Raw genomic sequence first — 24,097 nt, 5'->3', positions numbered from 1 at the left:
CAGCCTCAAGACGGCCGTCAGGCTGCCGCTTCGGCCTGGATCTTCGAGAAGTCGGCCACCTGGTTGAACAGGGCGCCAATCTCCACGAGGAGCCGGATGCGGTTCTCCCGCAGCTCCTTGTCCTCGGCCATCACCATCACCTTGTCGAAGAAGGTGTCCACGGCGGGCTTCAAGCCGGTGATCTCCTTCAGGGCGCCGGAGAAGTCGTCCGACTGGACGAACCCCGCCACGGAGTTTCGGGCCTGGGTGAAGGCGGAGTGGAGTTGCCGCTCGGCGTCGTCCACCAGCTTCTGGGCCTGCGTCTGCCCGCCCGCCACGTCACGGCCCTGCTTCTCCACGATGTTGACCACGCGCTTGAAGGCCACGGCCAGGGGCTGGAAGTCCGCGCGCCCGACGAGGAGGCTCAGCGCCTCCAGGCGCTTGTGCGCGGCGACGAGGTCGTCGAACCCGGCCGCCAGCACCGCCTCCACCACGTCCGTGCGGTGCTGCTCGCCCCACAGGGACTTGAGGCGCCCCCGGAAGAACTCCAGCACCTGCTCACGGGGCGCGGCGTCACCGGCCTTGCGCTTGACGTTGGCCAGCTTGGGCGCGAGCAGCCGAAGCGCCTCGTCCACCGCCCCCGCCAGGCTGAAGCGGTAGCCCCGCCCCAGCACCAGCCGGATGATGGCGATGCACGCCCGGCGCAACCCGAACGGGTCCGCCGCGCCGCTGGGCGCCTTGCCGATGGCGAAGATGCCACACAGCGAGTCCAGCCGGTCCGCGATGCCGATGAGCGCGCCCGCGTCCTGCGTGGGCAGCGCGTCCTCGGCGCCGCGAGGAAGGTAGTGCTCGAAGATGGCCTGGGCCACCGCCTCCGGCTCGCCACTGGCGCGCGCGTACTCGCGGCCCATGACGCCCTGGAGCTCCGGGAACTCGCCCACCATGCCGGTGACGAGGTCCGCCTTGGCCAGCGTGGCGGCGCGCTCGATGGTCGCGCTCTCCCCCGCCCGCTTCGTCTGGACCGCCAGCCACACGCCCAGCGTGCGGAAGCGCTCCACCTTCTCCAGATACGTGCCCAGCTGCCCCTGCCACACCACGCGGCCCAGCTTCTCCACGCGGTCCATCAGCGGCGTCTTGCGGTCCTCGTCGTAGAAGAACCGGCCGTCCGCCAGACGCGCGCGCAGCACGCGCTGGTAGCCGCGCAGGCTCAGCTGCTCGTCACGCACGGGCGTGTTGGACACGGCGATGAACTTGGGCAGGAGCTTCCCCGCCCCGTCCACCAGCGAGAAGTAGCGCTGGTGGCTCTTCATCTCCTGCACCAGCACCTCCGGAGGAAGGTCCAGGTGCCGCTCCTCGAACGTCCCGACAACGGGGCTGGGCAGCTCCACCAGGTTCGTCACCTGGTCGACGAGTCCCTCGTCCTCCAGCAGCTTGCCGCCGGCCGCCTTCGCCGCCACCGCCAGCTTCTCCACCAGTTGCGCGCGACGCTTCGCGATGTCCGCGACGACGTTCGCCTTCGCCAGCGAGGCCTCGTAGTCCGCGGGCGCCTTCAGCTCGATGGCGCCGGGCGAGAGGAACCGGTGACCGTGGGTGGTACGGCCGCTCTTCACGTCGCCGAAGACGACGGGAATCACGTCCCCGCCCAGCAGCGCCACCAGCCACTGCACCGGGCGCGCGAAGGACGACTCCACGTCACCCCAGCGCATGGACTTGCGGAAGTTGATGGAGTGCACCGCGACGTGCAGCGCGTCCTTCAACGTGTCCGCCGCCGGGCGCCCCTTCTCCTCCACGCGCGCCGACAGGTACTCGCCCTTGGCCGTCTGCGAGCGCCCCAGGGCGTCCACCGACAGCTTGAGGCTCTCGGCGAACTTCTCGGCCGCCTTGGTGGGCTTGCCCTGCGCGTCGAACGCGGCCTTGGCGCTGGGCCCCAGCACCTCCTTCACCACGTCCTCGCCCGCGTCCGCCACGTCCCGCACCAGCACCGCCAGCCGCCGGGGCGTGCCGTAGACGCTCACCTCACCGTGCTTCAGGCGCGCCTCCGCCATGCGCTCCGTCAACACGCGACGCATGTCCTCCAGCGCGGGGCCGATGAACGACGCGGGAATCTCCTCCGCGCCGATTTCCAGCAGCAGATCACGCGCCACGAGTCACCTCCGCCTTCTCCTTCTTCTCCACCGGCTTGTTGAGCTGCACCGTCTTCCAGTACTCGCTGGCGGGCTTGCCCTCGAGGATGGCCGGCTGCTCTCCCACCGTCCACGGTGTCTTCAGGAGCGGGTAGCCCAGGCGCTCGCGCATCTGGAGGTAGCCCTCCGCGCACAGCCGCGCGTTGTCGCGCACGCGCTTGATGAACGCCGCGCGCTCCGTGACGGAGATGGCGCCGCGCGCATCCAACAGGTTGAACGTGTGCGAGCACTTCAGCGCGAAGTCATACGCCGGCAACGGCAACTGCCGCTCGATGAGGCGCTTGCACTCCTTCTCGTACGCGTCGAACAGCGCGAAGAGCATGGCCGCGTCCGACTCCTGGAGCGCGTACCGGCTCATCTCCACCTCGTTCGGGTGGAACACCTCGCGGTACTTCACGCCCTTGACCCACTCAATGTCGAAGACGTTCTCCACGTTCTGCAGGTACATGCAGATGCGCTCCAACCCGTAGGTCAGCTCCGCGGAGACAGGCTTGCAGTCGAAGCCGCCGCACTGCTGGAAGTAGGTGAACTGCGTCACCTCCATCCCGTCGCACCACACCTCCCAGCCCAGGCCCCAGGCGCCGAGCGTGGGAGACTCCCAGTCGTCCTCGACGAACCGGATGTCGTGCTCCAGGGGGTCGATGCGAATCTTCCGCAGTGACTCCAGATACAGCTCCTGCACGTTCTTCGGCGCGGGCTTGAGGATGACCTGGAACTGGTGGTGCTGGAACAGACGGTTCGGATTCTCACCGAAGCGTCCGTCCGCGGGGCGACGCGAGGGCTGCACGTAGGCCACGTTCCAGGGCTCCGGACCGAGGGCGCGAAGAAACGTGTACGGGGCCATGGTGCCGGCGCCGACCTCGAGGTCGTACGGCTGCGTGTTGATGCAGCCCTGGTCGGCCCAGTGCTTCTGGAGCGTGAAGATCAGATCCTGAAAATACATAGCTTTGGGTGTCCTTCTCGCGGTGCGTCGAAGGAGGAACCCGCGGACCCTAGTGAGGGGGTCCGGGAGCGTCAAGGATGGCGCTCACTCCTTGTACAGGGGGAGGTCCTCCAGTCGAATCTGCAGCTTCGTCACCTCACCGGGGCGGACGGGTGCAGACAACCGACGGCTCACCCCGTCCGCGTTCGTGGGGTCGACCAGCCGCAAGCTGTAGGTCCCCACCGGCAGCGGGAACTTCTGCAGCGGAGAGGTGCCCAACTGGGTGGCACCGTCGAACACGGCCGCCCGAGGCACCGTGTAGAGGGTGATCCACCCCATGCCCGCCTTCGCCGCGCCCTTGGGGGTGCTGGTGTCCATCACCTCCGCGACGTCCTCTTCCTGCGTCACGGTGGTGACCGGCTCGGGCACGTCCTTGGCCTTGCTATCGCCTCGCTTCGGGGTCGGCTTGCTGGAGGCCTCCGCCCCACCCTTCCCGGTCGTCGGTGACGTCGCGGCGTCCTTCCCCTTGCGCGGAGACGTGGCGGACGCGGTGCGCACGACGGGCGTACCGGACGGCTCCGGGGGTTGCTTCTCGACGGGCTCCGGCGCCTCGGGAGCGGGCTCGGTCGGCGCGGGCTCGGGTGCGGCGGCCTGCGCGCCCGGGCGCGGATCCGCCGGAGGCGTCGTGCCCGGGAAACCCGGCGGAGGACCCGGCTTCTGCTGCGGCGGCCAGGCCGCTGCCTCCGAGGGGTCCTTCGTGGCCTGCGGATCCATCTCCGCCTTCACCCAGGCCTTCGCGGAGTCGAGCGCGGGCGCGAACTGCGCTCGGACGGCGGGCAGCGTCGCCGCATAACCCAGGCCCCCCAGCACCAGGAGGAGCACCAGGCGCCCCATCCAGCGCGAGGGAGGCTTCGCCACGGGCGTCTGCCGGGGCGTGTCGGAGCGCTCGGCCCCATTGCGCGCGGCGCCTCGGGCCCCGCTCCGGGCCCCCGCCTGGGCCGCTCCGGGACGCGGAGGACGCGAGCGGAACTGCTGCGTCGACAGCTCACTCGGCTCGTCGAGCGACTCCGAATCCTCCACCGCCTCCTCGGGCTCCGAGGGACGGGGCCTGGGCGTGCGCGAGAGGCCCGACTCCAGGGCAAGCCGGGGCTTGCGCGGCGTCGCCGAGGCACCCTCCGAGGCGCTCCTGCGCTGCGGCACGGCCTTGGGCCCACTGCCAGCACCCACGCGCGTCGGAAGCTCCGCGTCCGTCGCCGTGGTCGGACGCCGCTGCGGCACGGGCTTGGGCGCGCTGCCAACTCCCACGCGCGTGGACACCTCCGCGTCCGAGGGCGCGGCCGGACGCCGCTGCGGCACGGGCTTGGGCGCGCTGCTCACATCCGTGCGGGACTGCACCGCCGTCGACGGAGCGGCCCTGGCGCGCGGCGTGGGGACCCGCGTCGCGGCCCCGGGCTCGGCCACTTCATCCTGTTGGAGCGCGCCGGCCGCCTCACTGACCCGGGCGTCCTCGGCGCTGCTGGCCAGCTCCAGGAGCGTGCGCGTCTTCTGGCGCTTCTCCTTGAACAGCTCGCCCATCACCTCGGTGATGCCGTCCTCGTCGAACAGCTCCGAGCCCAGCGCCGCCTCGATGGCGCGCGCCATCTCCCGGCCACTCGCGAAGCGCTGCGCCACGTCGCGCGACAGCGCGCGCATCACCACCGCGTCCATCGCCTCCGGGATGTCCGGGTTGCCCGCGCGGGGCGAGACGACGTTCGCCTCGACAATCTGCAACATCACCGCGGCCTCGTGCGGACCGTTGAACAGCCGCTGGCCGGTGAGCATCTCGTGCAGCATCACCCCCACGGAGAACAAGTCGCTGCGGCCGTCCATCCCCTGGCCGCGCACCTGCTCCGGGGACATGTACCCGCTGGTCCCCTTCACCGTGCCTACCTGGGTGCGCCCCAGCCGACCGCGCGCCTTGGCGATGCCGAAGTCGATCACCTTGACGACGCCGTCATAGGTGAGCATCACGTTCTTCGGAGACACGTCGCGGTGCACCACCGAGACGGGACGCCCGGAGGGGTCCGTGAAGTGGTGCGCGTAGTGCAGCCCCAGGCACGTATCGCGAATCACCCGGCCGATGAAGCCGAGCGGCAGCGCGTACTGCTGGCGCGCGGCGGCCTTGACCACCTGCTCCAGGTTCTGGCCGGGCAGGAACTCCATGGCCAGGTACAGCTCGCCGCCGTCCTCGCCCAGGTCGAACACCTGCCCGATGTTCGCGTGCGAGAACGCCGCCGTGATTCGCGCCTCATCCAGGAACATCTGGACGAACTGCTCGTCCTTCTTGATGTCCGGGAGGATCTGCTTGACGGCCACGAACTTGCGAAATCCGCCCGGCCCCGAGGTGAAGGCGAGGAACAGCTCCGCCATTCCTCCCATCGAGAGGCGGGTGAGGATTTCGTATTTTCCAATGCGCCGCCCCCGGTCGGGATCTTCGCTGGCGCCATCCTGCCTGGCCATGAGCGCCGGCATGTTATCCGCGCGAGCCACCTCCGTCGATGACAGTCGCGCGAAAAGGACCCACCCCCTTGGGTGGGGCAGGCCGCCGAGCACGCCTCCACCCCCACGCCCGGAAGGAGTCCTCTACACTGACCTGTTCAAACCACGGCGGGGCCACCGCGCTCCGCGCCGAAAGGACGGCAGATGCTTCGCCACGCGCAACGGCTGGGACTCGTCATGGGACTGGTGACGGCGGTGATGCTCGCCTGTGCTCCTCCCGCCAGTGCGGAGGGCCCCTCCTCCAACGACAAGACACAAAACAAGAAAACCCAGGCGAAACCCGCCGCGACACCGAGCGACGCGGAGGACGGAACGGCGAAGCAGCCGCCCGGGAAGGACGACGCGGCGAAGGCCGAGGACGACACGGCGCCGAGCGGAGGCGCGGGCAAGTGCACCGGCAAGGCGACCTTCTGCGGTGTGTACTCGAGCGTCTTCTGCAACAGCCAGCCGGGGTGTTCCTACTCGTATGCATCGAAGATGTGCATGGGCATCGCCATGGACTGCCAGAAGGCCACGAACGCGACCTTCTGCGGGAAGATCAAGGGCTGCGCCTGGAAGTGACGCCGGGATACTCCGGCGTCACGCGCTCAAGGCCCGCACCCGCTCCGCGAGGTTCTGGGTGAAGAGCCGGTAGATTCGCAGCGCCGCCGCCTCGTGGGTGTCCAGGTAGTGCTCGAAGGCGGCACGGCTGATGCGCAGCGCGCGCACGGCCGTGCGGGCCCGCACGTGGGCGGACACCGGCCCGTCCTGAACCAGGGAGATCTCCCCCAGATACGCGCCCGGCCCCAGCGAGTTGAGCTGGCGCGCATCCGCATCCGGCCCGCTGAACACGTCCACCGTCCCCTCCAGGAGCACGAGCAGTCCGACGCCGGGCTCGCCCTTCTCCAGCACCACGGCGCCCTGCGCGAGCACCACCTGCCGCGCCTGCCGGTAGAGGTCCTTCATGTCCTCCAGGCCCAGCTCGCTGAAGATGGGGATGGCCTTGAGGAAGCGATATCCGTTGGCCACCGGCGTGGCGATGGCCGCGTTGCGCCGCCCGAGCACCGCCTCCGCCTCCGCGTTCATCCCCATGCGCCGCAAGAGGCGCGCGCGCTCGGTCACCATCGCGGGCTCCGCGCGAGCCACCTCGGAGCTGGCCAGCGCGTCCACCAGCACGGCGAGCGCCCGGTGCGTGAATCCCTCCACGTCCAGCAGCCGGCACATCCGCAGCACGGCCTCGATGTAGCGAGGGTCCTCGGGCGTCACTCCGCCCAGCGCCTCGACCTCCGCGTGCGGCTGGCCCAGCTCCCGGTAGAGGTCCGCCGCGTCGAAGAGCCGCTTGAGCCGGACCAGGCACTGCGCCATGGACTCGCGCGCGCCCAGGCCGCGATAGACCTCCAGCGCTCGCTCCAGGGCTCCGCCGCGCTCGAAGGCCGCCGCCGCGCGCTCGGAGTCTCCCGCGCGCAGCCATGCCTCCGCCGCTTCCATGTACTGGCCGCTCTGGCCGTAGAGGTCCGCGGCCGCCGCGTCGTCGCCGCTGCCATCCATCAGTCGGGCGGCGCCCAGGAAATCCCGCGCGCGGCGCAGCACCTCCACCAGTCCGCGCCGCTCCTTCACCGGCCCTTGGGCCGCCTGCTTTCGAAGCCGCTCTCGTTGCGAGGCGCCCAGTTCCTCGTAGAGCTGTGCCGCCTCGTCCGTCTCGTCCAGCTCCACGAGCGACCGCACCGCGCGCAACGCGCCCTCTGCATCCGTCCCCATGCGTGCGCCCCCCACGCTCTGACCGCCTGTGGCTCCTGGCATGTCACATCCCTCCGGCCCGGTAGGCCGCCAGAAAAGGCCCGGTTCAGCGCTTTTACCGCGCCCCCCCGACTGTCACGACGCCCCTTACCTCGTGAAGCACCCTAAACGTGAGATAGAAAGCATCAAGGTCGAAACACCATGCCACACGCGCGCCCCGCCACCATCGTCGCCTGGCGCCCGCTCTCGGTTCCCGAAATGCAGGTGGTCCGAGTGGAGAATGACACCCGCCTGTGGACAGGCCACTCCACCAGCTACGGCCTCACCGTGACGTATGGAGGCGCGTTCGACTTCTGGTACCGCAAGCGCACCTGGACCCATGGGCCCGGCCGGAGGATCAAACTCAAGGAGCCGGGCGAGGTGCACCGCGACGAGCGGATCCACGCGCCCGTCACCGCGCAGTCCGTCACCTTCTCGCCAGTCCTTGTCGAGCGAGCGGCACACCTGCTCGGTCTCTCGCGGACACCCCACCTGAGCACCGCGCTGTCCCACGGACAGGGACGCCTGGAGCTCGCGGCCCTCGCGCTCCATGACGCGCTGGCCCTTCGGACACCGGACTCCCTGGAGTGTGAATCGCGGGTCGCGGAGACGCTCGAGGCCCTGCTCACCGAGTACGGCGAGACGCGCCGCGACGGACACCCCAGCGCCGGCCGCACCCACTGCTCGAGCGAATGCGGCGCCCGAGCCCTCCAGTGGCCTGCGCGTGACGTGGCTCGGTCACGCCGCGTTCGAGGTCATCTCTCCTGGAGGAACGCGCCTGCTCATCGACCCGTGGCTGACGGACAACCCGAGCACGCCCACCGCGTGGAAGTCCCTCGCGCGCTTCGCCGAGGAGAAACCCACCGCCATCCTCGTGACGCACGCCCATGGAGACCACGCGGGTGACGCCCCGGAGCTGGCCCGCGTGACGGGGGCGCTCATCGTCACCACGGGCGAGCACCTGCGGGCCATGAAGATTCCCGAAGCGCAGCAGCACAGCGTCAACGTGGGAGGTGGCTTCACGCTCGGCGACGTCCAGGTGCATGCCGTGCCCGCGATGCACTCGACGGAGCCGGGAGGAAGACCGCTGGGCTACGTGCGCACCTTCGCGGATGGACGCTCGCTCTACCACACGGGCGACACCTGGCTCTTCGGCGACACGTCGCTCATCCAGGAGCTGTTCCATCCGGACATCGTCCTGCTCGCCACGGGAGGTGGACGCTGGGCGATGGGGCCCGACACCGCGGCGCTGGCCATCCGGAAGTACTTCCGCCCATCCCTCATCGTCCCCATGCACTACGGCACCTTCGAGCCCCTCTCCACCGAGCCCCAGGTGCGCGCCGCGTTTCGAGGGGACCGCCGGGTGAGGTTCCTCACGCCAGGACAGCGGACCGCGCTAGCCAGCACGAGTCAGCGAGGCGTGCGACGAGACACCCGACGACGGCGCGCGGGAGGCGTGCCCCTGCGCGCCTGAGTCCGGGTGCTTTTGCGCGCCGGCTTTCCGCCCCCCGGCCCCTCCACGCTCGACAACACCAGGTGCTTCAAGAGCGCGTAGATGGGCGATGGGTCGAACTTCGAATCCAGCATCGCCTGGAGCGCGAGCCCGTCGAAGCACGCCTTGATGATGACCGCGTAGTGCAGGTCCAGGGGCTCAGGCTTCGCCGCGTCTCCACCCCGGTAGCGGGCCACCGTCCGCGCCACCTCCAGGTCCCCCTGGGCCTGAAGCTCGGCGACGGCGGACGTCAGCTCCGGATTGCGCAGCCCCAACGCGAACAGCTCATAGCGCAGGCGGAACTGCTCGGGTGACGCGCGCAGGTGACGCTCGCCCCACGCGAAGCTCGTGTCCGCCAGTTGCTCCAGCGGCGTCTCCTCGCGCAGCCGGCGCAGCTCCTCCGAGTACTGCTGACTGTGCTCGCGCGTGACGGCCAGCAGCAGCGCGTCCTTGCTGCCGAAGTAGTAGTGCACCAGGCCCTGGTTCACCCCGGCCACGCGCGCCACCTCCTTCACCGTCGTCGCGTCGTAGCCACGCTCCGCGAGCACGCGCGAGCTGGCGGCGATGAGGCGCTCGCGGGCATCCGGCTCGCCCGAAGCGGACGGCTCCGGAGGAGGACTCGACGGTGTCTTGCCGCTGCGTGGACGGGCCATCTGTCCCCCATAGGACGCCAGACACCCACCCGCAAGCGCGCCCCACCCCGGCTGCCCGGTCGCCTTGACATCACTCAGGCCCCGCCTTAGTTAGTCGTGTAACTAAATTAGTCGAACGACTAAATGGAGAGCACGATGCGAGTCCAGTCACGAGGAGCCCTGAAGGTGGTCCTGGCGTTGGTGGCATTGCTGGGGGCGCCGGCCCTGGCGGATGACGCCGGGGAGACGATTCCGCCGCGAGAGCGGGAGCGGCGAGGAGCGGTGCTGTTGGAGATTCAGCCGCCCGCGCTGGATGCGTCCATGTACGGCGTCCGCCTGGATATCTCTCCGTCGTTCGACGGGCCCTTCTCCTTCGGCCTGATGACGCGCGCGGGACAGTGGGGCAACACCGTGGGCGTGAGGACGCGCTTCGATGGGGCGGAGCTGGGCGAGGTGAAGCTCAACTACGCGGTGGGCGCCGACGCGCGCTACACGGTGGTGAAGCTCGCGAATGGAACGCTGCGGCCCTTCGTCGGGCTGACGGCGGGCTTCGAGGAGTTCGTCGCGCGCTCCGGCAAGGGCCCGTCTCAAGGCGCCAGCACCACGGCGTTCCTGGAGCCTGCGGTGGGCGTCATGTGGCGGCCGGGGTCCGGGCGACTGGGACTGACGGCGCGCGGTGGACCGGGGTTCACCTTCACGGACACCCGCGAGCTGCGCGTCACCGGAGGCGAGCTGACGCTGCGGCAGGTCTACCCGACGGCCTCGCTGGGACTGCTCGTCGTCCTCTGAGCATCCCCTTCGATTTCCCTGTCGAGCGCGTGACACGCGACGCCCGCCACACCGTGCCCACACCCGAGTCGTCTCTTCACCGTGGTGAGGTCTCCCACGGGATGGCCCCAATCCTCCGGGGCTGTCCTTCACGCAACACGCTTGCCGAATCGCAGGAGCCCGCGCCATGAGGACGTCGTTCCAGGCCTTCACTCTCATGGGGTGGGCCCTGCTCGGGCTCGCGTGCGGACAGAGTACCCCTCCCGCCGCGCCGCCCACCGCCGTGCGCATCGCCACCGTGGGCCGCTCCGGGACGACCGCTGACGCGCGCTTCTCCGCCGAGATTCAGCCCGCGACCCGCGTTGACCTGGCCTTCAAGGTCGGCGGCTACGTGGAGTCCATCGCCAAGGTGCGGGATGTCGACGGCCGCCCCCGCATCCTCCAGGAGGGCGACAACGTCCGCGAGGGCATGGAGCTGGCGGCGCTGCGCAAGACGGACTACTCGCAGAAGCTCACCGAGGCCCGCGCGGCGCTCGCCCAGGCCCGCGCCGCCGAGGAGCAGGCGCAGATCAACTTCGACCGCACGACGAAGCTCGTCACCGCCGAGGTCCAGACTCCCGCGCAGCTCGATGCCGCGCGCACGCAGCGGGACAGCGCCGCCGGAGCCGCCGCCGTTGCCCGGGCGCGCGTGGAGGAGGCCCGCACCGCGCTCGATGACACGCAATTGCGCTCGCCATTGACGGGCGTGGTGCTCAAGCGCGCGGTGGAGGTCGGCGCCCTCGCCGCGCCCGGCACCGTCGCATTCTCCGTCGCGGAGACTCAGAGCGTGCGCGTGGTGTTCGGCGTACCTGACACGCTGCTGCCCAGCGTCCGACTCGGCGCTCCTCAGGCCGTCATCACCCAGGCCTTTCCCGGTCAGCAGTTCGAGGGACGCATCTCCCGCATCGCTCCGTCCGCGGACCCGAAGAGTCGCGTCTTCGCCGTGGAGGTCTCCATCCCCAACGCTGACCAGCGGCTCAAGCCCGGCATGGTGGCCGCGCTGTCACTGCGCGACGGAGGCTCCGCGCGGCTCCAGCCCGAGCTGCTCGTGCCCCTGTCCGCCATCGTCCGCGCCCCCGGCAAACCCGACGGCTTCGCCGTGTTCATCCTCCAGGACCAGGACGGCAAGGCGTTGGTGCATGCCCGCGAGGTGACGCTCGGCGAATACCTGGGCAACGTCATCCCCGTGAAGCAGGGGCTCCAGGCCGGTGAGCGCATCGTCGTCACCGGAGCCAGCCTCCTGTCCGACGGCGAAGCGGTCGAGGTGATTCCTTGAGCGCTCCCACTGACGAGTCCGGCCCGCCTCCGAATCCCGAGCAGGCGGAGCGGGCGCGCGACGAAGCCCTGGTGCGCCACAAGCACAACACCGCGCGCTACTTCACGGAGAAGCGCCAGGTGGCGTGGGTCTTCCTCGCCTTCACCCTCGCGTGGGGCGTCTACGGATACTTCAAGATGCCCAAGGCGAAGGACCCCGTCATCGCCGTGCGTGTCGCCGTGGCCACCTGCCTGTGGCCCGGGGCCGAGGCGGAGAAGATCGAACAGCTCGTCACCCGCCGCATCGAACAGAAGATCTCCGAGAACGCCAGCGTCGAGAAGATTGAATCCATCAGTCGCACCAGCCTGTCCGTCGTCTACGTCACGCTGAAGGAGGACGTGACGGACCGGGCCAAGGAGTTCGACGACATCCAGGGGCGGCTCGACACCATTCGAGACCTGCCCTCGGGCGCAGGCCCCGTGCAGTTCCTGAAGGACTTCGGAGACACCGCCACGCTGATGCTCACGGTGGCCAGTCCGCAGGCGAACGACGTGGAGCTGGAGCTGCGCGCTCGCGCCATCGCCCGCGCCATCGAGGACGTCCGCGCCTCCGCGAAGTCCCATCACTCCCGCGCGACGGTGGTCGTGAGCTTCCCCCCCGCCATCAACGCGACATCCATGCAGCGGCTGGGAGACCAGGCGCGCCAGTTCTTCGACACCCTGGCCGAGACGGACGACGCCCGGCTCATCCAGAGCCCCGGCTTCATCGGCGTGGACATGGCCACGTCACTGGACGACGCCGAGCTGCTGGCACACCTGCGCGCGTTCGCCCAGGACCACCTGAGCCTCTCCGAGCTGCATCCCGACGTGTGGCGGCCCATCGTCGTGCGCTCGCCCAAGGATGCGCTGGCGCGCCTGACGGAGAACGCCGGGGACCGCTACAGCCACCGGCAGCTCGACGACTTCACCGACACCCTCCAGCGGCACCTCCAGCGCCTGCCCGTCGTCTCCAAGGTGACCCGCACCGGAGTCCTGCCGGAGAAGATCTATCTCGAGTACTCCCAGGAGCGCCTCGCCTCCTACGGCGTCAACCAGTCGGGGCTGGCCAACCTCATCTCCGCGCGCAACATCACCGCGCCCGGCGGAATCCTGGAGATTGGCGGCAAGAGCATCACCATCGACCCGTCCGGCGAGCTCACCAGCGAGACGCAACTGGGTGACATCCTCGCCACGCCCAGCGGTGGCACGCCGGTGTACCTGCGAGACCTGGTGGACGTGCGCCGCGACTACCAGAGTCCGCCCCGCTTCCTGAACTACCTGGATGCACGCAACGCCCAGGGCCACTTCGTCCGCAACCGCGCCATCACCCTGGCCGTCAACATGCGGCCCGGAGAGCAGATCGACTCCTTCGGAAAGGCGGTCGACGCGGAGCTGGCCCACGTCAAGCGGCTGCTCCCCGAGGACCTCGTCATCCGCCGCACGTCGGACCAGCCGCTCCAGGTGAAGGAGAACGTCGACCTGTTCATGTCGTCGCTCTACGAGGCCATCATCCTCGTCGTCCTCGTCGCGCTCATCGGCTTCTGGGAGTGGCGCACCGCCCTGCTCCTGGCCCTGTCGATTCCCATCACCCTGGCGATGACCTTCGGGTTGATGCACGTGTTCGGCGTGGACCTCCAGCAGATCTCCATCGCGTCGCTCATCATCGCGCTGGGCCTGCTGGTGGACGACCCTGTCGTCGCGAGCGACGCCATCAAACGCTCGCTGGCCATGGGCTGGAAGCCGCGCATCGCCGCGTGGCTCGGGCCGACGAAGCTGGCCACCGCCATCCTCTTCGCCACCCTCACCAACATCGCCGCCTACCTGCCCTTCCTCTCGCTGCCCGGGGACACCGGCCGGTTCATCCGCACGCTGCCCATCGTCCTCACCCTGTCCCTGGTGGCCTCCCGCATCGTCTCCATGACGTTCATCCCGCTGTTGGGCTCCACCATCCTCCGCGCGCCCGAGCACGCGGAGGTGCCCATTGAACAGCAGAGCCCGCGGAGCTTCGCCCGGCGCTACCAACAGGTCGTCGGCTGGGCCATCGACCACCGGATCCTCGTCGTCGGCGTCTCGCTGGTCATCCTCGTCGCGGGGGCGCTGGTGGGCACCCGCGTCAGATCCGCCTTCTTCCCCAAGGACTTGTCCTATCTGTCCTATGTGGACGTCTGGCTGCCCGAGGACGCCACCCTCACCGCGACGCGAGACACGGCCCGCGAAGCCACGCGCATCCTCCAGGAGGTGGCGGCGGACTACGGCGAGGTGCACGCGAAGGACGGCGGCAGGCCCCACGAGATTCTCGAATCGGTGACGGAGTTCATTGGAGGAGGCGGCCCGCGCTTCTGGTTCTCCGTGGCGCCGGAGCTCCAGCAATTCAACTACGCGCAGCTCGTTGTCCAGGTTCGCAACAAGGAAGACACCCGCCTGCTGGTGCCGCGCTTCCAGGAGGCCTTGTCCCGGCGAATCGCGGGGGCGCGCATCGACGTGCGCGAGCTGGAGACGGGCAAGCCGGTGGGCATCCCCGTGTCCATCCGCATCTCCGGCGAGGACATCTCCCAGCTCCGAGCCATCGCCGAGCGCGCCAAGGCCATCTTCCGCGCGGTCCCCGGGACGGCGCGCACGCGGGATGACTGGGGCAGCGACACGTTCTCCGTGAAGCTGGAGGTGGACCCGGACCGCGCCAACCTCGCTGGCGTCACCAACCTGGACGTCGCCACGTCCTCCGCCGTCGCCATGAATGGCATGACGGTGGGCCAGCTTCGCGAGGGAATCCATCAAATCGACATCGTGGCCCGGCTCCGCGCGGAGGAGCGCGCCCGGCTCGGCGACATCGAGAACCTCTACGTCAGCTCTCGCACCGGGCCCCAGAAGGTACCGCTGCGACAGGTGTCCCGCGTCACCTACTCGCTCCAGACGGAGAAGATCCGACGCCGCAACCAGTTCCGCACCATCACCGTCGCGACCTTCCCCCAGCCGGGGGTCCTCCCGTCGGAGGTGATGAAGGAGGCGCGCCCCGGACTCGACGCGCTCCAGAAGAGCCTGCCCATCGGCTACACGCTGGAGATTGGCGGCGAGGCCGAGGAGCAGAAGAAGAGCTTCGCCAGCATGGTCGTCGTGCTGGGCATGCTCATCGTCGCCATCTACGTAATGCTCGTCATCCAGTTCAAGAACGCCGTCAAGCCGCTGGTCGTCTTCGCGGCCCTGCCCTTCGGCGCGGCGGCGGCGCTCGTCTCGCTGGTCATCATGGGCGCGCCGTTCAGCTTCATGGCCTTCCTGGGCATCATCAGCCTGATGGGCGTCATCGTCAGTCACATCATCGTCCTCTTCGACTACATCGAAGAGGCGCACGAGCGCGGCGAGTCCCTGCGCGAGTCGCTGCTCGATGCCGGCGTGCACCGGCTGCGGCCCGTGTTGGTGACGGTGGCAGCCACCGTGCTGGGGCTCATCCCGCTCGCACTGCATGGCGGGCCGCTGTGGCAACCCCTGTGCTACGCGCAGATTGGCGGACTCACCGTGGCCACGGTGTTGACGCTGCTGCTCGTCCCGGTGCTCTACACCCTCTTCGTGAGGGACCTGCGCTGGATTCGCTGGGACGCTCACCCCCAGGAGAAGCCTCCCGAGGCGAGCACTCGGTGAGACAGGCGGTGGATTGAACGGGGACGTGCCCCTGGCCCTCATCGGAGGGGGTCTCCAGTTTCCTGGATGGAAGCCCCCATGACGGCCGCACGCTCCAGTGCCACCCTGCGCCCACTCGAAAAGGTGCTCGACTGGCTGGTTCCCGCCGTGTGTCTGCTGGCCGTCCTGGTGACGACCGCCGCACTCGTTGGCTGGGCGCTCGGCAGCGTGCGGCTCACCCGCGTGCTCGACCTACCGGGTGCCGGGCCGATGATGCCCATCACCGCGATGGGCCTGCTCGCCACGAGCGTGTCGCTCTGGCTCTTGCACAAACAGCCGATGAGCCCACGCAGGCGGCTGGCCGGACAAGCCCTGGCGCTGCTCGTCCTCCTCGTCGGTGGACTGATTCTCTTCGAGTACCTGGCGCGCGAGGACCTGGGCCTCGACCTGCTCTTCTTCGAACGGACAGTGCTCAGGATGGCGCCGGACCTGCCAGGCCGTCCGTCTCCCCTGACGGCGTTGAGCCTGTGCTTCCTGGGGCTGGCCTTGCTGCTGCTTCACATCAGGACACCCAGGGGAGGACACCCCGCCCGGCTCCTCGCGCTGTTCGTCTCCGTCATCGCCGCGCAGGCGCTCATCGGCTACGCGTACCTGGAAGAAGCCCCCCGCGCACCTCCGCCAGGGCTCGCGACGTTCGGGCCCTATCAGCCCATGGCCCTGCACACGGCGCTGGTGTGCCTGGTGCTGTCGCTCGGCGTGCTCTGCGTCCATCCCAGGCGCGGACTGGTGGGCGTGCTGCTGCGGAACGATGCGGGTGGGCTCATGGCGCGCAGGTTGCTGCCGGCGACCATCCTCATCCCGCTGGTCGTCTGGGGGCTTCGTTTGCTCAGCGAGCGGCTGGGGTTTCGCGACGCTCCCTTCGGGACCTCCGTGTTCGCGCTCGTCACGGTGGTCGCGTTCCTGGCCATCCTGGCGCGCAACGCCCATGCCCTGTCACGGCTGGACGCGAGCCAACGCGAGGTGGAGCGCTCCCTGCGCGACTCGGAGGCCCGCTTCTCCGGCATCGTCAACAACGCGGCCGACGCCATCATCACCATCGACGCGCGCCAGCACATCACCCTCTTCAACACCGGCGCGGAGCAGATCTTCGGCTACGCCTCGGACGAAGCCCTGGGGCAGCCCATGAGCCTTCTCCTGAAGGAGCCGCTGGGCACGAGCATGGGCACCCGCGAGGAGCACCGTCGGCTGCTCGGGCTTCGCAAGGGGGGTGAGGTGTTCTCGGCGGAGGCCACCCTCGCCGACGTCTGGGTGGAGGGGACCTGGCAGCGCGTGGTCATCCTCCGGGACATCAGTGCTCGCGAGCGCGAGGAGGAGGCCCGGCGGAATCGCGAGGAACTGTTCCGCACCGCCTTCGAGCACGCGCCCATCGGCATGGCCCTGGTGGGGCTGGAGGGGCAGTTCTTGAACGTGAATGGAGCGCTGTGCCACATGCTCGGATATTCGCGCGAGGCCTTGGGAGGGCTGTCGTTCCAGGACCTCACCCATCCCGAGGATTTGGAGAAGGACCTGCTCGAGGTGAAGCGGTTGCTCGACGGGGAACAGGCGACCTACCAGTTGGAGAAGCGCTACATCCACAAGCAGGGCTCCCTGGTCGACGTCCTGCTGACGGCCTCGCTCGTCCACGACTCGTGGGGCAGGCCAATCCATTTCATCTCGCAGATTCAAGACATCTCCGAGCGCAAGCGGCTGGAGAGCGACTGGTTGTTGCTCGCGGAGGCCGGCCCCCGGCTGGCCAGCTCGCTGGACCCGCGGACGACGCTCTCCACGGTGTCGCGGCTCATCGTTCCGGCGCTCGGGGACCTCTGCCTCATCGCCATGCTCGACGAGAGCGGGCGCGTCCTGCGCAGGGAGTGCCTGGCGGCCTCGCCGGAGAAGTCGAGGCTCCTGGAGGCGCTGTTCGACATGTATCCCCAGGCGGCCTTCCGGCGCGGGAACGGCCTCGCGGAGGTCTTCCAGACGGGTCAGTCCCTCCTGTTGGAAGAGGTGCCATTGAGCTTGCTGGAGACCACGGCGGAGGAGCCACGGCACCTGGACATGTTGACGCGGCTGGCGCCGCAGTCGTGCATCGTCGTCCCGCTGAGCGCGCGGGGGCACATGCTCGGCGTCGTCGCGCTGGCCACGTCCGAGTCGGGGCGTCACTACGGGCCCAGGGACCTGGCGCTGGTGGAGGAGGTGGCGCGCCGTGCCGCGCTCGCCATCGACAACGCCAGCCTGCATGCCCAGTCCGAGGAGGCCACGCATCTGCGGGACGAGGTGCTGCGAATCGTGGCGCATGACCTCCGCTCGCCGCTGAACGTCATCGCGTTGAGCGCGGGGACGTTGATGAAGCGCTCGCCCGCGGAGCGGGCCTCGGACTCCCGGCCACTGAACTCCATCCAGAAGGCGGTCATCCGTGCCACCACGCTCATCGAGGACCTGCTGGACGTGGCGCGGATGCAGGGTGGCGGGCTCAGGGTGGACCGACGGCCGGAGTCGACGGAGACCTTGTTCCAGGAGGCGTTGGATCAGCACCGCGCGCTCGCGGACGCGCGTTCCGTCCACCTCCAGGTTGAACTCGCGCCCGACGTTCCGCCCATGTTCGTCGACCGTGATCGGGTGCTGCAGCTCTTCTCGAACCTGATTGGCAATGCACTCAAGTTCACCCCCATGGGTGGGATTGTCACGCTGTGCGCGGAGCCGTGGGGGGACATGGTGCGGTGCTCGGTGAAGGACACCGGCTCGGGAATCCCGGCCGAGGACCTGCCCCACCTCTTCGAGCCCTTCTGGCAGGCGGGGAGCCGGCACAAGGACGGCGCGGGACTGGGGCTCACCATCGTGAGGGGAATCACCGAGGCCCATGGGGGCCACGTCTGGGTGGAGAGCCACCCGGGCCTCGGCACGACGTTCTACTTCTCGCTCCCCGCCGTGAAACGAGCGGACACCTCGCTCACACGGCACGCCTGAGCCAGCGGCTCAGTGCGGCGCGGGCACGGTCCGCTTCACGAGCCACTTTTCGGCTGTGACTTCGGCGGAGGCGAGGCTCGACAGCACGGCCAGCAGTTTGTCCTCAATCTCAGTGATGGAGGAGCGCATCTTGTCGGGCACGAGGTCGGCGACGTCCTCGAGTTCGGTCGCCAGGTGGATGGCGTGGCGGAGCTCCGGATGGACACCGGGAGTCTCCAGCCGGGCCAGGAGCGCGGGGCCGAAGAGCTGACGACATGCATAGGCCGCGGTGACCGCACCCGAATTCAACGCGCGACACATACCCAGGGCCGAAATCGCCACCAGTCGCTGCGCATCATCGCCGCCTTCCGCGCGCAGCGACACGTCAAGTTCGCTCAGATTACTCATCGCAGGATATCCGGCAGTTCGTAGAGGAGATTCATGGCTTCAGGCCAACCCGCACGCGAGAAGACATCGAGAACCTCCACCAGCCGATTGCGGCGAGCCGAACCTTCGAAGATGGCTCGATGATCCGCGAGGTTTCGCCTCACGAGGCTGACGAGCACGTCAGACGCCATACGCTCAAGATGATAGCCCTCTCGGATAGCCGGACCGACCAAGATGTCAGCAAGCCGGTCGAACACCTCTCCAGGCGAGGCATCAGAGAGATAGTCGTACAGCTCAACAAGGTAATGAAGCGTGCGGGGCGTTCCGGCCTGACCGATCCTTTTTAGCGTCGGCCCGAAATCACGTAGAAAGAGACGCATTGCCTTAGCGTTCGTCAGTCCGGGCTGCTCCTCCTGCCCCTCCGTTCTAACTGCGCCAGAACCGAAGTAGAGTTGACTACATGCGTGTTCAAGAATACGCGCGCCTGCGCGACAACACTGCTCATGAGCCGCCTTCTCATTCCCAGCAACGTCGTCAGATTGCAACTCGCGCCTAGCCAACTCAATGACCTCTACCGCCGTCGCGGCCACACTCTCCAGGACGCCTTTTGCCCTCTCAAAAAGCACGTTTCCGTCGGGTGTTAGGCTAGGCTGGTAGCTGAGAAACAAGGCACTTCGCAGCGACGAAAGCATGGACAGAAGATAACTCTCTCCTGCCACAAGGTTGGCCATCCAGCCAAAAACCCAAGCTTGAGCACGCTCACGACCACGGGCAACATACAACCACGTAACTAGACGACCAACAGCTTTTTTCAGACCATCGCTTCGCGTACCGCGACCCTCGGCTGCGTGCAGCTCAACGCGTCGCTGAACAGAGGCCAGCATGTCCTCGCAACGGCCAGGATCAACCGTAGCCAATTGATTAAGCGACCCAGCGACGTAGAAGCCAAGCAAAGGAAGGTTAGGTTCCTCGTTGGCAACGCGAGCCACCATGGCCCACATAGGTTCGCGGGCGACGTCCCATAGGACGTTGAGCTGCCGAGCAACTTGGAGTCGTACAGTCGCGCGTGGATCGCCTAGAAATGTGTGCAAAGCACCAAGGATGGACGGGCGTTGAGGCACAACGAGCGGTGCGAGCGCCATGAAACTTGATGCCGCGTAAACACGAACATCCCAATTACCCCACCCTATATCATCGTCACGTTCGTCACCCTCGCCGCGCGACTCAGGGTAAGGACTAGCAGCAAGACGAGAGGCCAGTTCAAGAACGGCGTCGAGCCCCGGCTGGCCATACTCGGTGGGGTTGAAATGCTCGCTTTGAACAATGCGATCAAGCGCATTGCTGATCGTTCCCCAGCTTGAGTGCAAAGTCTCCTTGTGAGGCAGCGGATCAACGGAAGCGTCAACAGCAACAACCGCTGCCATGACGGCAGACCAGATACTCTGAATCTCGGAGTTATCCGGCTCTTTGGCCGACGCTTCAAGCATCCGGCCGAGAGACTGACTTGCCGCGAATATCTCTCGATCTGGCGAACGGCCAAGCTCAACACCCATATTTGCAAGCAGTTCCTCGGCGATATCATCTGATCCACTAAATCGCATTTCGAAGGACGCCGAGGGCTGGTTGCCGGTAAGTTGTCCTTCACGCTCGAATTCCGCTCTCAACTCCCCCATCGACTCGGTTACTAGCGCGTCGGGCAACACGACAGATAGAAAGCGTCTCAGCAATCTGCGCCACGAGTTGCGCTCATTCTCGACTTTAAAGTGGTCCGCAGTTAGCGCAACGGTTTCAAACACGCGCCGATCGCCCTCAGATTTTGATGGGTAGACCGCAGACAAGTAGTTGACAGCACCAGGGGCGATGGCTGCGATGCAAACGAGTGCCGGAGTCGTAACAATAGGCCAGAGGAGATCGTCAGCGACTCCGATGCGCTCCACTGCACATTCGAAGATTTGCGCCCAAACTGCCGAACTGGTCGGGCATTCGAGAACTGCGCCTACCGCATCACGAAATGCTTCGGGCGTGCAGTTTCGTAGGAATCCAGCAAAGACAGCAAGCAGTTCATTTGCGGGATCCCCTGGCCGCCGCCAGTCCCCGGGTGAGAACGGATCATGGAGGATGGTAACCTCCATCTCTCCTGCATATTCCGTAACACGCACAAGCTGATTGGCACGGTAGGACATCTGCTCGGCGAGCCCATTCGCAGCGCCAATGAGTGCCCTCGTTCCTGAACCAGGGACTGCAGCAAGAAATCGTGGGAGTGATTGAGTTAGCTGCCACCTAGCGTGTTCATAATCCTGCTTGCGGGTCGACGTAACCGGGAGAATGCGGCTTACCCCTGCTCCCATTACGGTTGTCCCGTCCTGCGGAACAGGTCGACTGAAGAGCGTGACATAAATCCGAACTGCGAAGGCAGGGTCAACAGGCGCAATATGCAGAATACCCTCCGCGAGCTCAAAAGCCTCTTCATGCACGTGTTGCGAAAAGCGAGGCTCCTGTATTATCTGTTCAAGAAGGCGAACGGATGCCGCCGGATCGGCAGCAAAGGCTCTAGCAGCGAAGCGGATTGCATTCGTTGCCAAGTTCGGCCTCAATGGATCCGCCGCCCATGCAAAAGCAAGAAGGTCGCGAGCGGCACCACCGAATACATGCATATAGCCACTGACGCCAAAGTCTCCCCGCTCAAGCAGCGTCCAGAGCAGAATGTTCACACCGTCGGTGAATTCTCTCTTGCCTGTTCTAATCGCACGTTGAGCAAGGGTGGCCCAAGCGATCGCGATACTGGCATTGTCCGGTTCCCTTCCGGAAAAACTCATGCCAAAGAAGCGCACAAGCCGCGACAGCATTGTCCCTAATGTTGCATGATCTGCCTGCTGATTTTCAAGAAGAACGGCAAGTGCCTCAACATCTGCCGTGTGCTCCACGCGGCCAGAAACGGTACGTAGCGCGACGCTTGCGACCACTGGGTCTAGGTTGTCTATTTTCGCAAGCTCCGCGATAAATCGCCACGACCGAGGTCGGCCATTTTCGTCATCACGCCACATGCGTTCCATAGCAAAACGCAAGGACGGGCCAAGAATGAAACCAACGGCAGGCGTGTCCCTAATTCGCGCCCACAGGCGGTCGGGCTCATCCCATTCCAGAAAGTACCGACCAGCAATGTGATCAAAGAGAACGTGATGGGCAAACTCAAGCCTGTCTCCGGTTCTCACCAAGACCCCTGACGCGAGGACTTCGTCCATGGCCTCGTGCTGTATATCCAGCCATCGCACTGACAGTCGGCGTCGTTCGACCATGACTGTAATCGTGTTTGTTACGGCAGCGAGCATGCGTCTGTTCGGTAGGCGCTCGTCTTCGTAACGTTCAAGCAAGTCCGACTGAGTGGTTATGCGCCGGATACTCGCCGCAGGGATACCGCCCGCGATGAGATTGACTGCAATCGAAAGACTAAAAAGATTGCCGAGAAGATCGCTGAGCCCCCGGGGCGAATTTCCCAGGAGTGCAGCCAGTTCGTCATTCGCCCGTGCAACGGTGGACAGTTCACTTGCAGAGAGACGAGGGACTTTGAAGTGCCGGACTTGCTCAAGACCTGCCTCGGAATACGCACGGTCGGGAGGAGTGCCGCGCATAGCCTCGCGGAAGCGACGGCCACTCTTGAGGTCGAACGTTCGGACTGATGCCACAACTGACCACCGCTCACCAAGGCGCACTACTGCTTCCTCAATTAGCGAGGAAAATACGGCCTCTGCTGGGCCTCCACGGGATGCATCGAGAGCATCGATGACGAGCAGGCCTGCATTTCGTCCGGGCCAATGAGCAAGGACCTCAAGTAAATCGTTCTCCAACCCGAATTCAGAACGGAGAGCATGGCGCGTTGCTATTCCGGACAGTCGATCAACAGAGATGACGACTACAGGGGCATTACTGCAACTCCAATTGCTCGCCAAAGCTACAAGGAGTCCAGTTTTCCCTGCCCCTGGCTCGCCGCAAAGGAGGATGCTTCCCTCTTTTACTGCCGCGTCGAGCGGCGTGAGACACTCACGTGAAATGAGGACGCCGCCTCCTATTTCTAGGCGTTGGTGGCGTTCGAGCCGTTGCAACTCGTGACGCGTGCTCTCTCTTATACGATCGATGTCCTCTTCGTAGCGGGGAGCTCGAGTGTCCTCGTGGCCAGCAGTACGCAATGCTCGCAGAAGGCCACGCTGATCTGCAGGAGCCCCGCTCTGAACAAGTCCTCGGACAGTGCCGAGTAGGCTAGAAAGAGGCGTGTCACCTGCACCTTCGCGCTCGAATAGGCTTGAACCAAGCACGCGAGAAGCGTCTCGCCAATCAGCCGAACCTGAATCAATGTCGAAGCGCTCAATCCGAAAGAGACGCGCCAATTCGACCAGATCTGCGCATGTAGGACCTGAGTTTGTCTCTGTCTGCCAAGCTGATCGAACGTGCTGCTCGAACAACTCCATCGCTACTCGTCGCTGCGCGTTGAGCTGAGCTAGAATTGTCGGCCAGTCTCCGCCGAAGTCGAAGGCGCGACAGGACGCGTGAAGATGATCCAGCGTACGTGGAGCATCTGCAGCGACCGCGAGAACAGCTGAGCACTGCGTCGAATCCTGAACCGTCCACGTTCCACGGCTCACTCCCGATCTCAGAGCAAGCAGCAAGCGGACAAGTTGATGCAGTGTCGTCCCGAGGTCCGAAGCGGGATCGGCAGAAAGAGATAGTCCAGTCTTGCACTGGACAAAGATAGCGTTGCCGTCAGACAACTTCAGAAGTATGTCGTCGAGGCCTATACCCGTTTCAAACTGAAGCTCGATCGGACGAACTGCATCTGAAAGCCCGAACCGCCGACCGATCGACCTATCACTGACGATGTAGGCGGCGAACCACAGTCCGACACCAGCCTGGAACGACATGCCAGCTTCGGTCGCGCGGCCTGCAGCGGGGATCGTTCGGGGGGAGCTAGGCATGATGAAACGAATCCTAGCATGGTGATCAGGGAGGCTGAGCTAGGCGGCCGCAGCAGGTGGACCAAGCGCCTACGTCCTATGTCTGCACGGCAGGGAATGCTTCCCGCCTTGCTTCAATGATAGAACGTGTGTTGGTACGCCGATGGCCAGCAGGAGCATCCTTACCTTCAGCAGCACGACTCCTCTGGGGTTGAGGTCGGAACTATGGGGCGGCAGGAACGGCAGGAGGATCTTGCGACTGCGAACGAGCGTCTCGACTGAGGGCCGCTATAGAGAACTGCGATTGACGAAGACGACGAAGTCGTCGTTCCTGAGTCGGGAAGGCGCCCCTCGCAGAGACAGGGCTCGAAACATTCGCCAATGGTGGCCCCCTCGGAGATCAGCCGAGAGGAGTGGAGCGACGAAGTGCGTTACCAGCGACCGACGAGCCTGACAACCGTCGCGCCCTACCTGAAGCCGCGCTGCGAGTTCCTCCCGAACTTCCTCGTGCGCCAGGAACATATCGAGGGTTCGTTACACGAAGATGAAGCTCCCTCCGCGAGGAAGGA

13 protein-coding genes and 1 pseudogene are annotated in these 24,097 nt (G+C 66.5%); 7 read left to right on the top strand and 7 right to left on the bottom strand.

Annotation, left to right across the window (positions count from 1 at the left end):
• Positions 1-17: 17 nt before the first annotated feature.
• The 3 genes from glyS to G4D83_RS42410 form a co-directional block, all read right to left on the bottom strand.
• Entirely contained in the window at positions 18-2,123 is a 2,106-nt protein-coding gene (glyS, locus tag G4D83_RS42420; RefSeq protein ID WP_163870656.1) for a glycine--tRNA ligase subunit beta, read from the bottom strand.
• Positions 2,113-3,105, bottom strand: coding sequence for a glycine--tRNA ligase subunit alpha (gene glyQ, locus G4D83_RS42415; protein ID WP_163870655.1), 993 nt, complete (start codon positions 3,103-3,105; stop codon positions 2,113-2,115). Before glyQ ends, glyS begins: the two co-directional genes overlap by 11 nt.
• Positions 3,106-3,189: 84 nt before the next feature.
• Positions 3,190-5,595, bottom strand: a complete 2,406-nt coding sequence (locus tag G4D83_RS42410; protein WP_240357125.1) for a protein kinase domain-containing protein — start codon at positions 5,593-5,595, stop codon at positions 3,190-3,192.
• A gap of 171 nt (positions 5,596-5,766) precedes the next feature.
• Here G4D83_RS42410 and G4D83_RS42405 point away from each other — a divergent pair, with 171 nt between their 5' ends.
• Positions 5,767-6,183, top strand: a complete 417-nt coding sequence (locus tag G4D83_RS42405) for a hypothetical protein (RefSeq protein WP_163870654.1) — start codon at positions 5,767-5,769, stop codon at positions 6,181-6,183.
• A gap of 18 nt (positions 6,184-6,201) precedes the next feature.
• Here G4D83_RS42405 and G4D83_RS42400 read toward each other — a convergent pair whose 3' ends face one another.
• Positions 6,202-7,401 carry a cyclic nucleotide-binding domain-containing protein gene (locus tag G4D83_RS42400; RefSeq protein WP_163870653.1) on the bottom strand — a complete coding sequence of 400 codons (1,200 nt, stop codon included), beginning with the start codon at positions 7,399-7,401 and terminating at the stop codon, positions 6,202-6,204.
• 138 nt (positions 7,402-7,539) lie between these two features.
• Between G4D83_RS42400 and G4D83_RS47350 the strand changes: the two are divergent.
• Positions 7,540-7,974 (top strand): annotated as a pseudogene (locus G4D83_RS47350) (AraC family ligand binding domain-containing protein); the annotation flags it as partial.
• Positions 7,975-8,101: 127 nt separating this feature from the next.
• The gene (locus G4D83_RS42390; protein WP_163870651.1) at positions 8,102-8,851 is read left to right on the top strand and encodes a metal-dependent hydrolase; all 750 of its coding nucleotides are present in this window, start codon (positions 8,102-8,104) and stop codon (positions 8,849-8,851) included.
• Here G4D83_RS42390 and G4D83_RS42385 read toward each other — a convergent pair.
• Positions 8,788-9,522, bottom strand: a complete 735-nt coding sequence (locus tag G4D83_RS42385) for a TetR/AcrR family transcriptional regulator (protein WP_163870650.1) — start codon at positions 9,520-9,522, stop codon at positions 8,788-8,790. The genes G4D83_RS42390 and G4D83_RS42385 overlap by 64 nt on opposite strands.
• A 135-nt stretch (positions 9,523-9,657) precedes the next feature.
• Between G4D83_RS42385 and G4D83_RS42380 the strand changes: the two genes are divergently transcribed.
• From G4D83_RS42380 to G4D83_RS42365, 4 genes are all read left to right on the top strand, one after another.
• The gene (locus tag G4D83_RS42380; RefSeq protein ID WP_163870649.1) at positions 9,658-10,290 is read left to right on the top strand and encodes a hypothetical protein; all 633 of its coding nucleotides are present in this window, start codon (positions 9,658-9,660) and stop codon (positions 10,288-10,290) included.
• A 166-nt stretch (positions 10,291-10,456) separates the two neighbouring features.
• Positions 10,457-11,584, top strand: a complete 1,128-nt coding sequence (locus G4D83_RS42375; RefSeq protein WP_163870648.1) for an efflux RND transporter periplasmic adaptor subunit — start codon at positions 10,457-10,459, stop codon at positions 11,582-11,584.
• Positions 11,581-15,234 carry an efflux RND transporter permease subunit gene (locus tag G4D83_RS42370; protein WP_163870647.1) on the top strand — a complete coding sequence of 1,218 codons (3,654 nt, stop codon included), beginning with the start codon at positions 11,581-11,583 and terminating at the stop codon, positions 15,232-15,234. Before G4D83_RS42375 ends, G4D83_RS42370 begins: the two co-directional genes overlap by 4 nt.
• 78 nt (positions 15,235-15,312) lie before the next feature.
• Positions 15,313-18,216: a PAS domain-containing sensor histidine kinase gene (locus G4D83_RS42365; RefSeq protein ID WP_163870646.1), complete on the top strand. Its 2,904-nt coding sequence runs from the start codon at positions 15,313-15,315 to the stop codon at positions 18,214-18,216.
• Positions 18,217-18,225: 9 nt separating this feature from the next.
• On the opposite strand, the gene G4D83_RS42360 is transcribed toward G4D83_RS42365, so the two are convergent.
• Positions 18,226-18,579 carry a DUF3969 family protein gene (locus tag G4D83_RS42360; RefSeq protein WP_240357123.1) on the bottom strand — a complete coding sequence of 118 codons (354 nt, stop codon included), beginning with the start codon at positions 18,577-18,579 and terminating at the stop codon, positions 18,226-18,228.
• 20 nt (positions 18,580-18,599) lie between these two features.
• The gene (locus G4D83_RS42355; RefSeq protein ID WP_163870644.1) at positions 18,600-23,549 is read right to left on the bottom strand and encodes an ATP-binding protein; all 4,950 of its coding nucleotides are present in this window, start codon (positions 23,547-23,549) and stop codon (positions 18,600-18,602) included.
• Between the last annotated feature and the right edge of the window lie 548 nt (positions 23,550-24,097).

Source organism: Myxococcus eversor, from assembly GCF_010894455.1.
GTDB lineage: Bacteria > Myxococcota > Myxococcia > Myxococcales > Myxococcaceae > Myxococcus > Myxococcus eversor.
Note: the sequence above shows the minus strand (reverse complement) of the source record. Positions and strands in the feature narration are given on the sequence as shown.

What these genes read in the sequence shown, in the direction of transcription:
- glyQ (WP_163870655.1), bottom strand. Translation starts at nt 3,105, where the DNA reads ATGTATTTTCAGGATCTGATCTTCACGCTCCAGAAGCACTGGGCCGAC.
- G4D83_RS42410 (WP_240357125.1), bottom strand. Translation starts at nt 5,595, where the DNA reads ATGCCGGCGCTCATGGCCAGGCAGGATGGCGCCAGCGAAGATCCCGAC.
- G4D83_RS42405 (WP_163870654.1), top strand. Translation starts at nt 5,767, where the DNA reads ATGCTTCGCCACGCGCAACGGCTGGGACTCGTCATGGGACTGGTGACG.
- G4D83_RS42400 (WP_163870653.1), bottom strand. Translation starts at nt 7,401, where the DNA reads ATGCCAGGAGCCACAGGCGGTCAGAGCGTGGGGGGCGCACGCATGGGG.
- G4D83_RS42385 (WP_163870650.1), bottom strand. Translation starts at nt 9,522, where the DNA reads ATGGCCCGTCCACGCAGCGGCAAGACACCGTCGAGTCCTCCTCCGGAG.
- G4D83_RS42380 (WP_163870649.1), top strand. Translation starts at nt 9,658, where the DNA reads ATGCGAGTCCAGTCACGAGGAGCCCTGAAGGTGGTCCTGGCGTTGGTG.
- G4D83_RS42375 (WP_163870648.1), top strand. Translation starts at nt 10,457, where the DNA reads ATGAGGACGTCGTTCCAGGCCTTCACTCTCATGGGGTGGGCCCTGCTC.
- G4D83_RS42365 (WP_163870646.1), top strand. Translation starts at nt 15,313, where the DNA reads ATGACGGCCGCACGCTCCAGTGCCACCCTGCGCCCACTCGAAAAGGTG.
- G4D83_RS42355 (WP_163870644.1), bottom strand. Translation starts at nt 23,549, where the DNA reads ATGCCTAGCTCCCCCCGAACGATCCCCGCTGCAGGCCGCGCGACCGAA.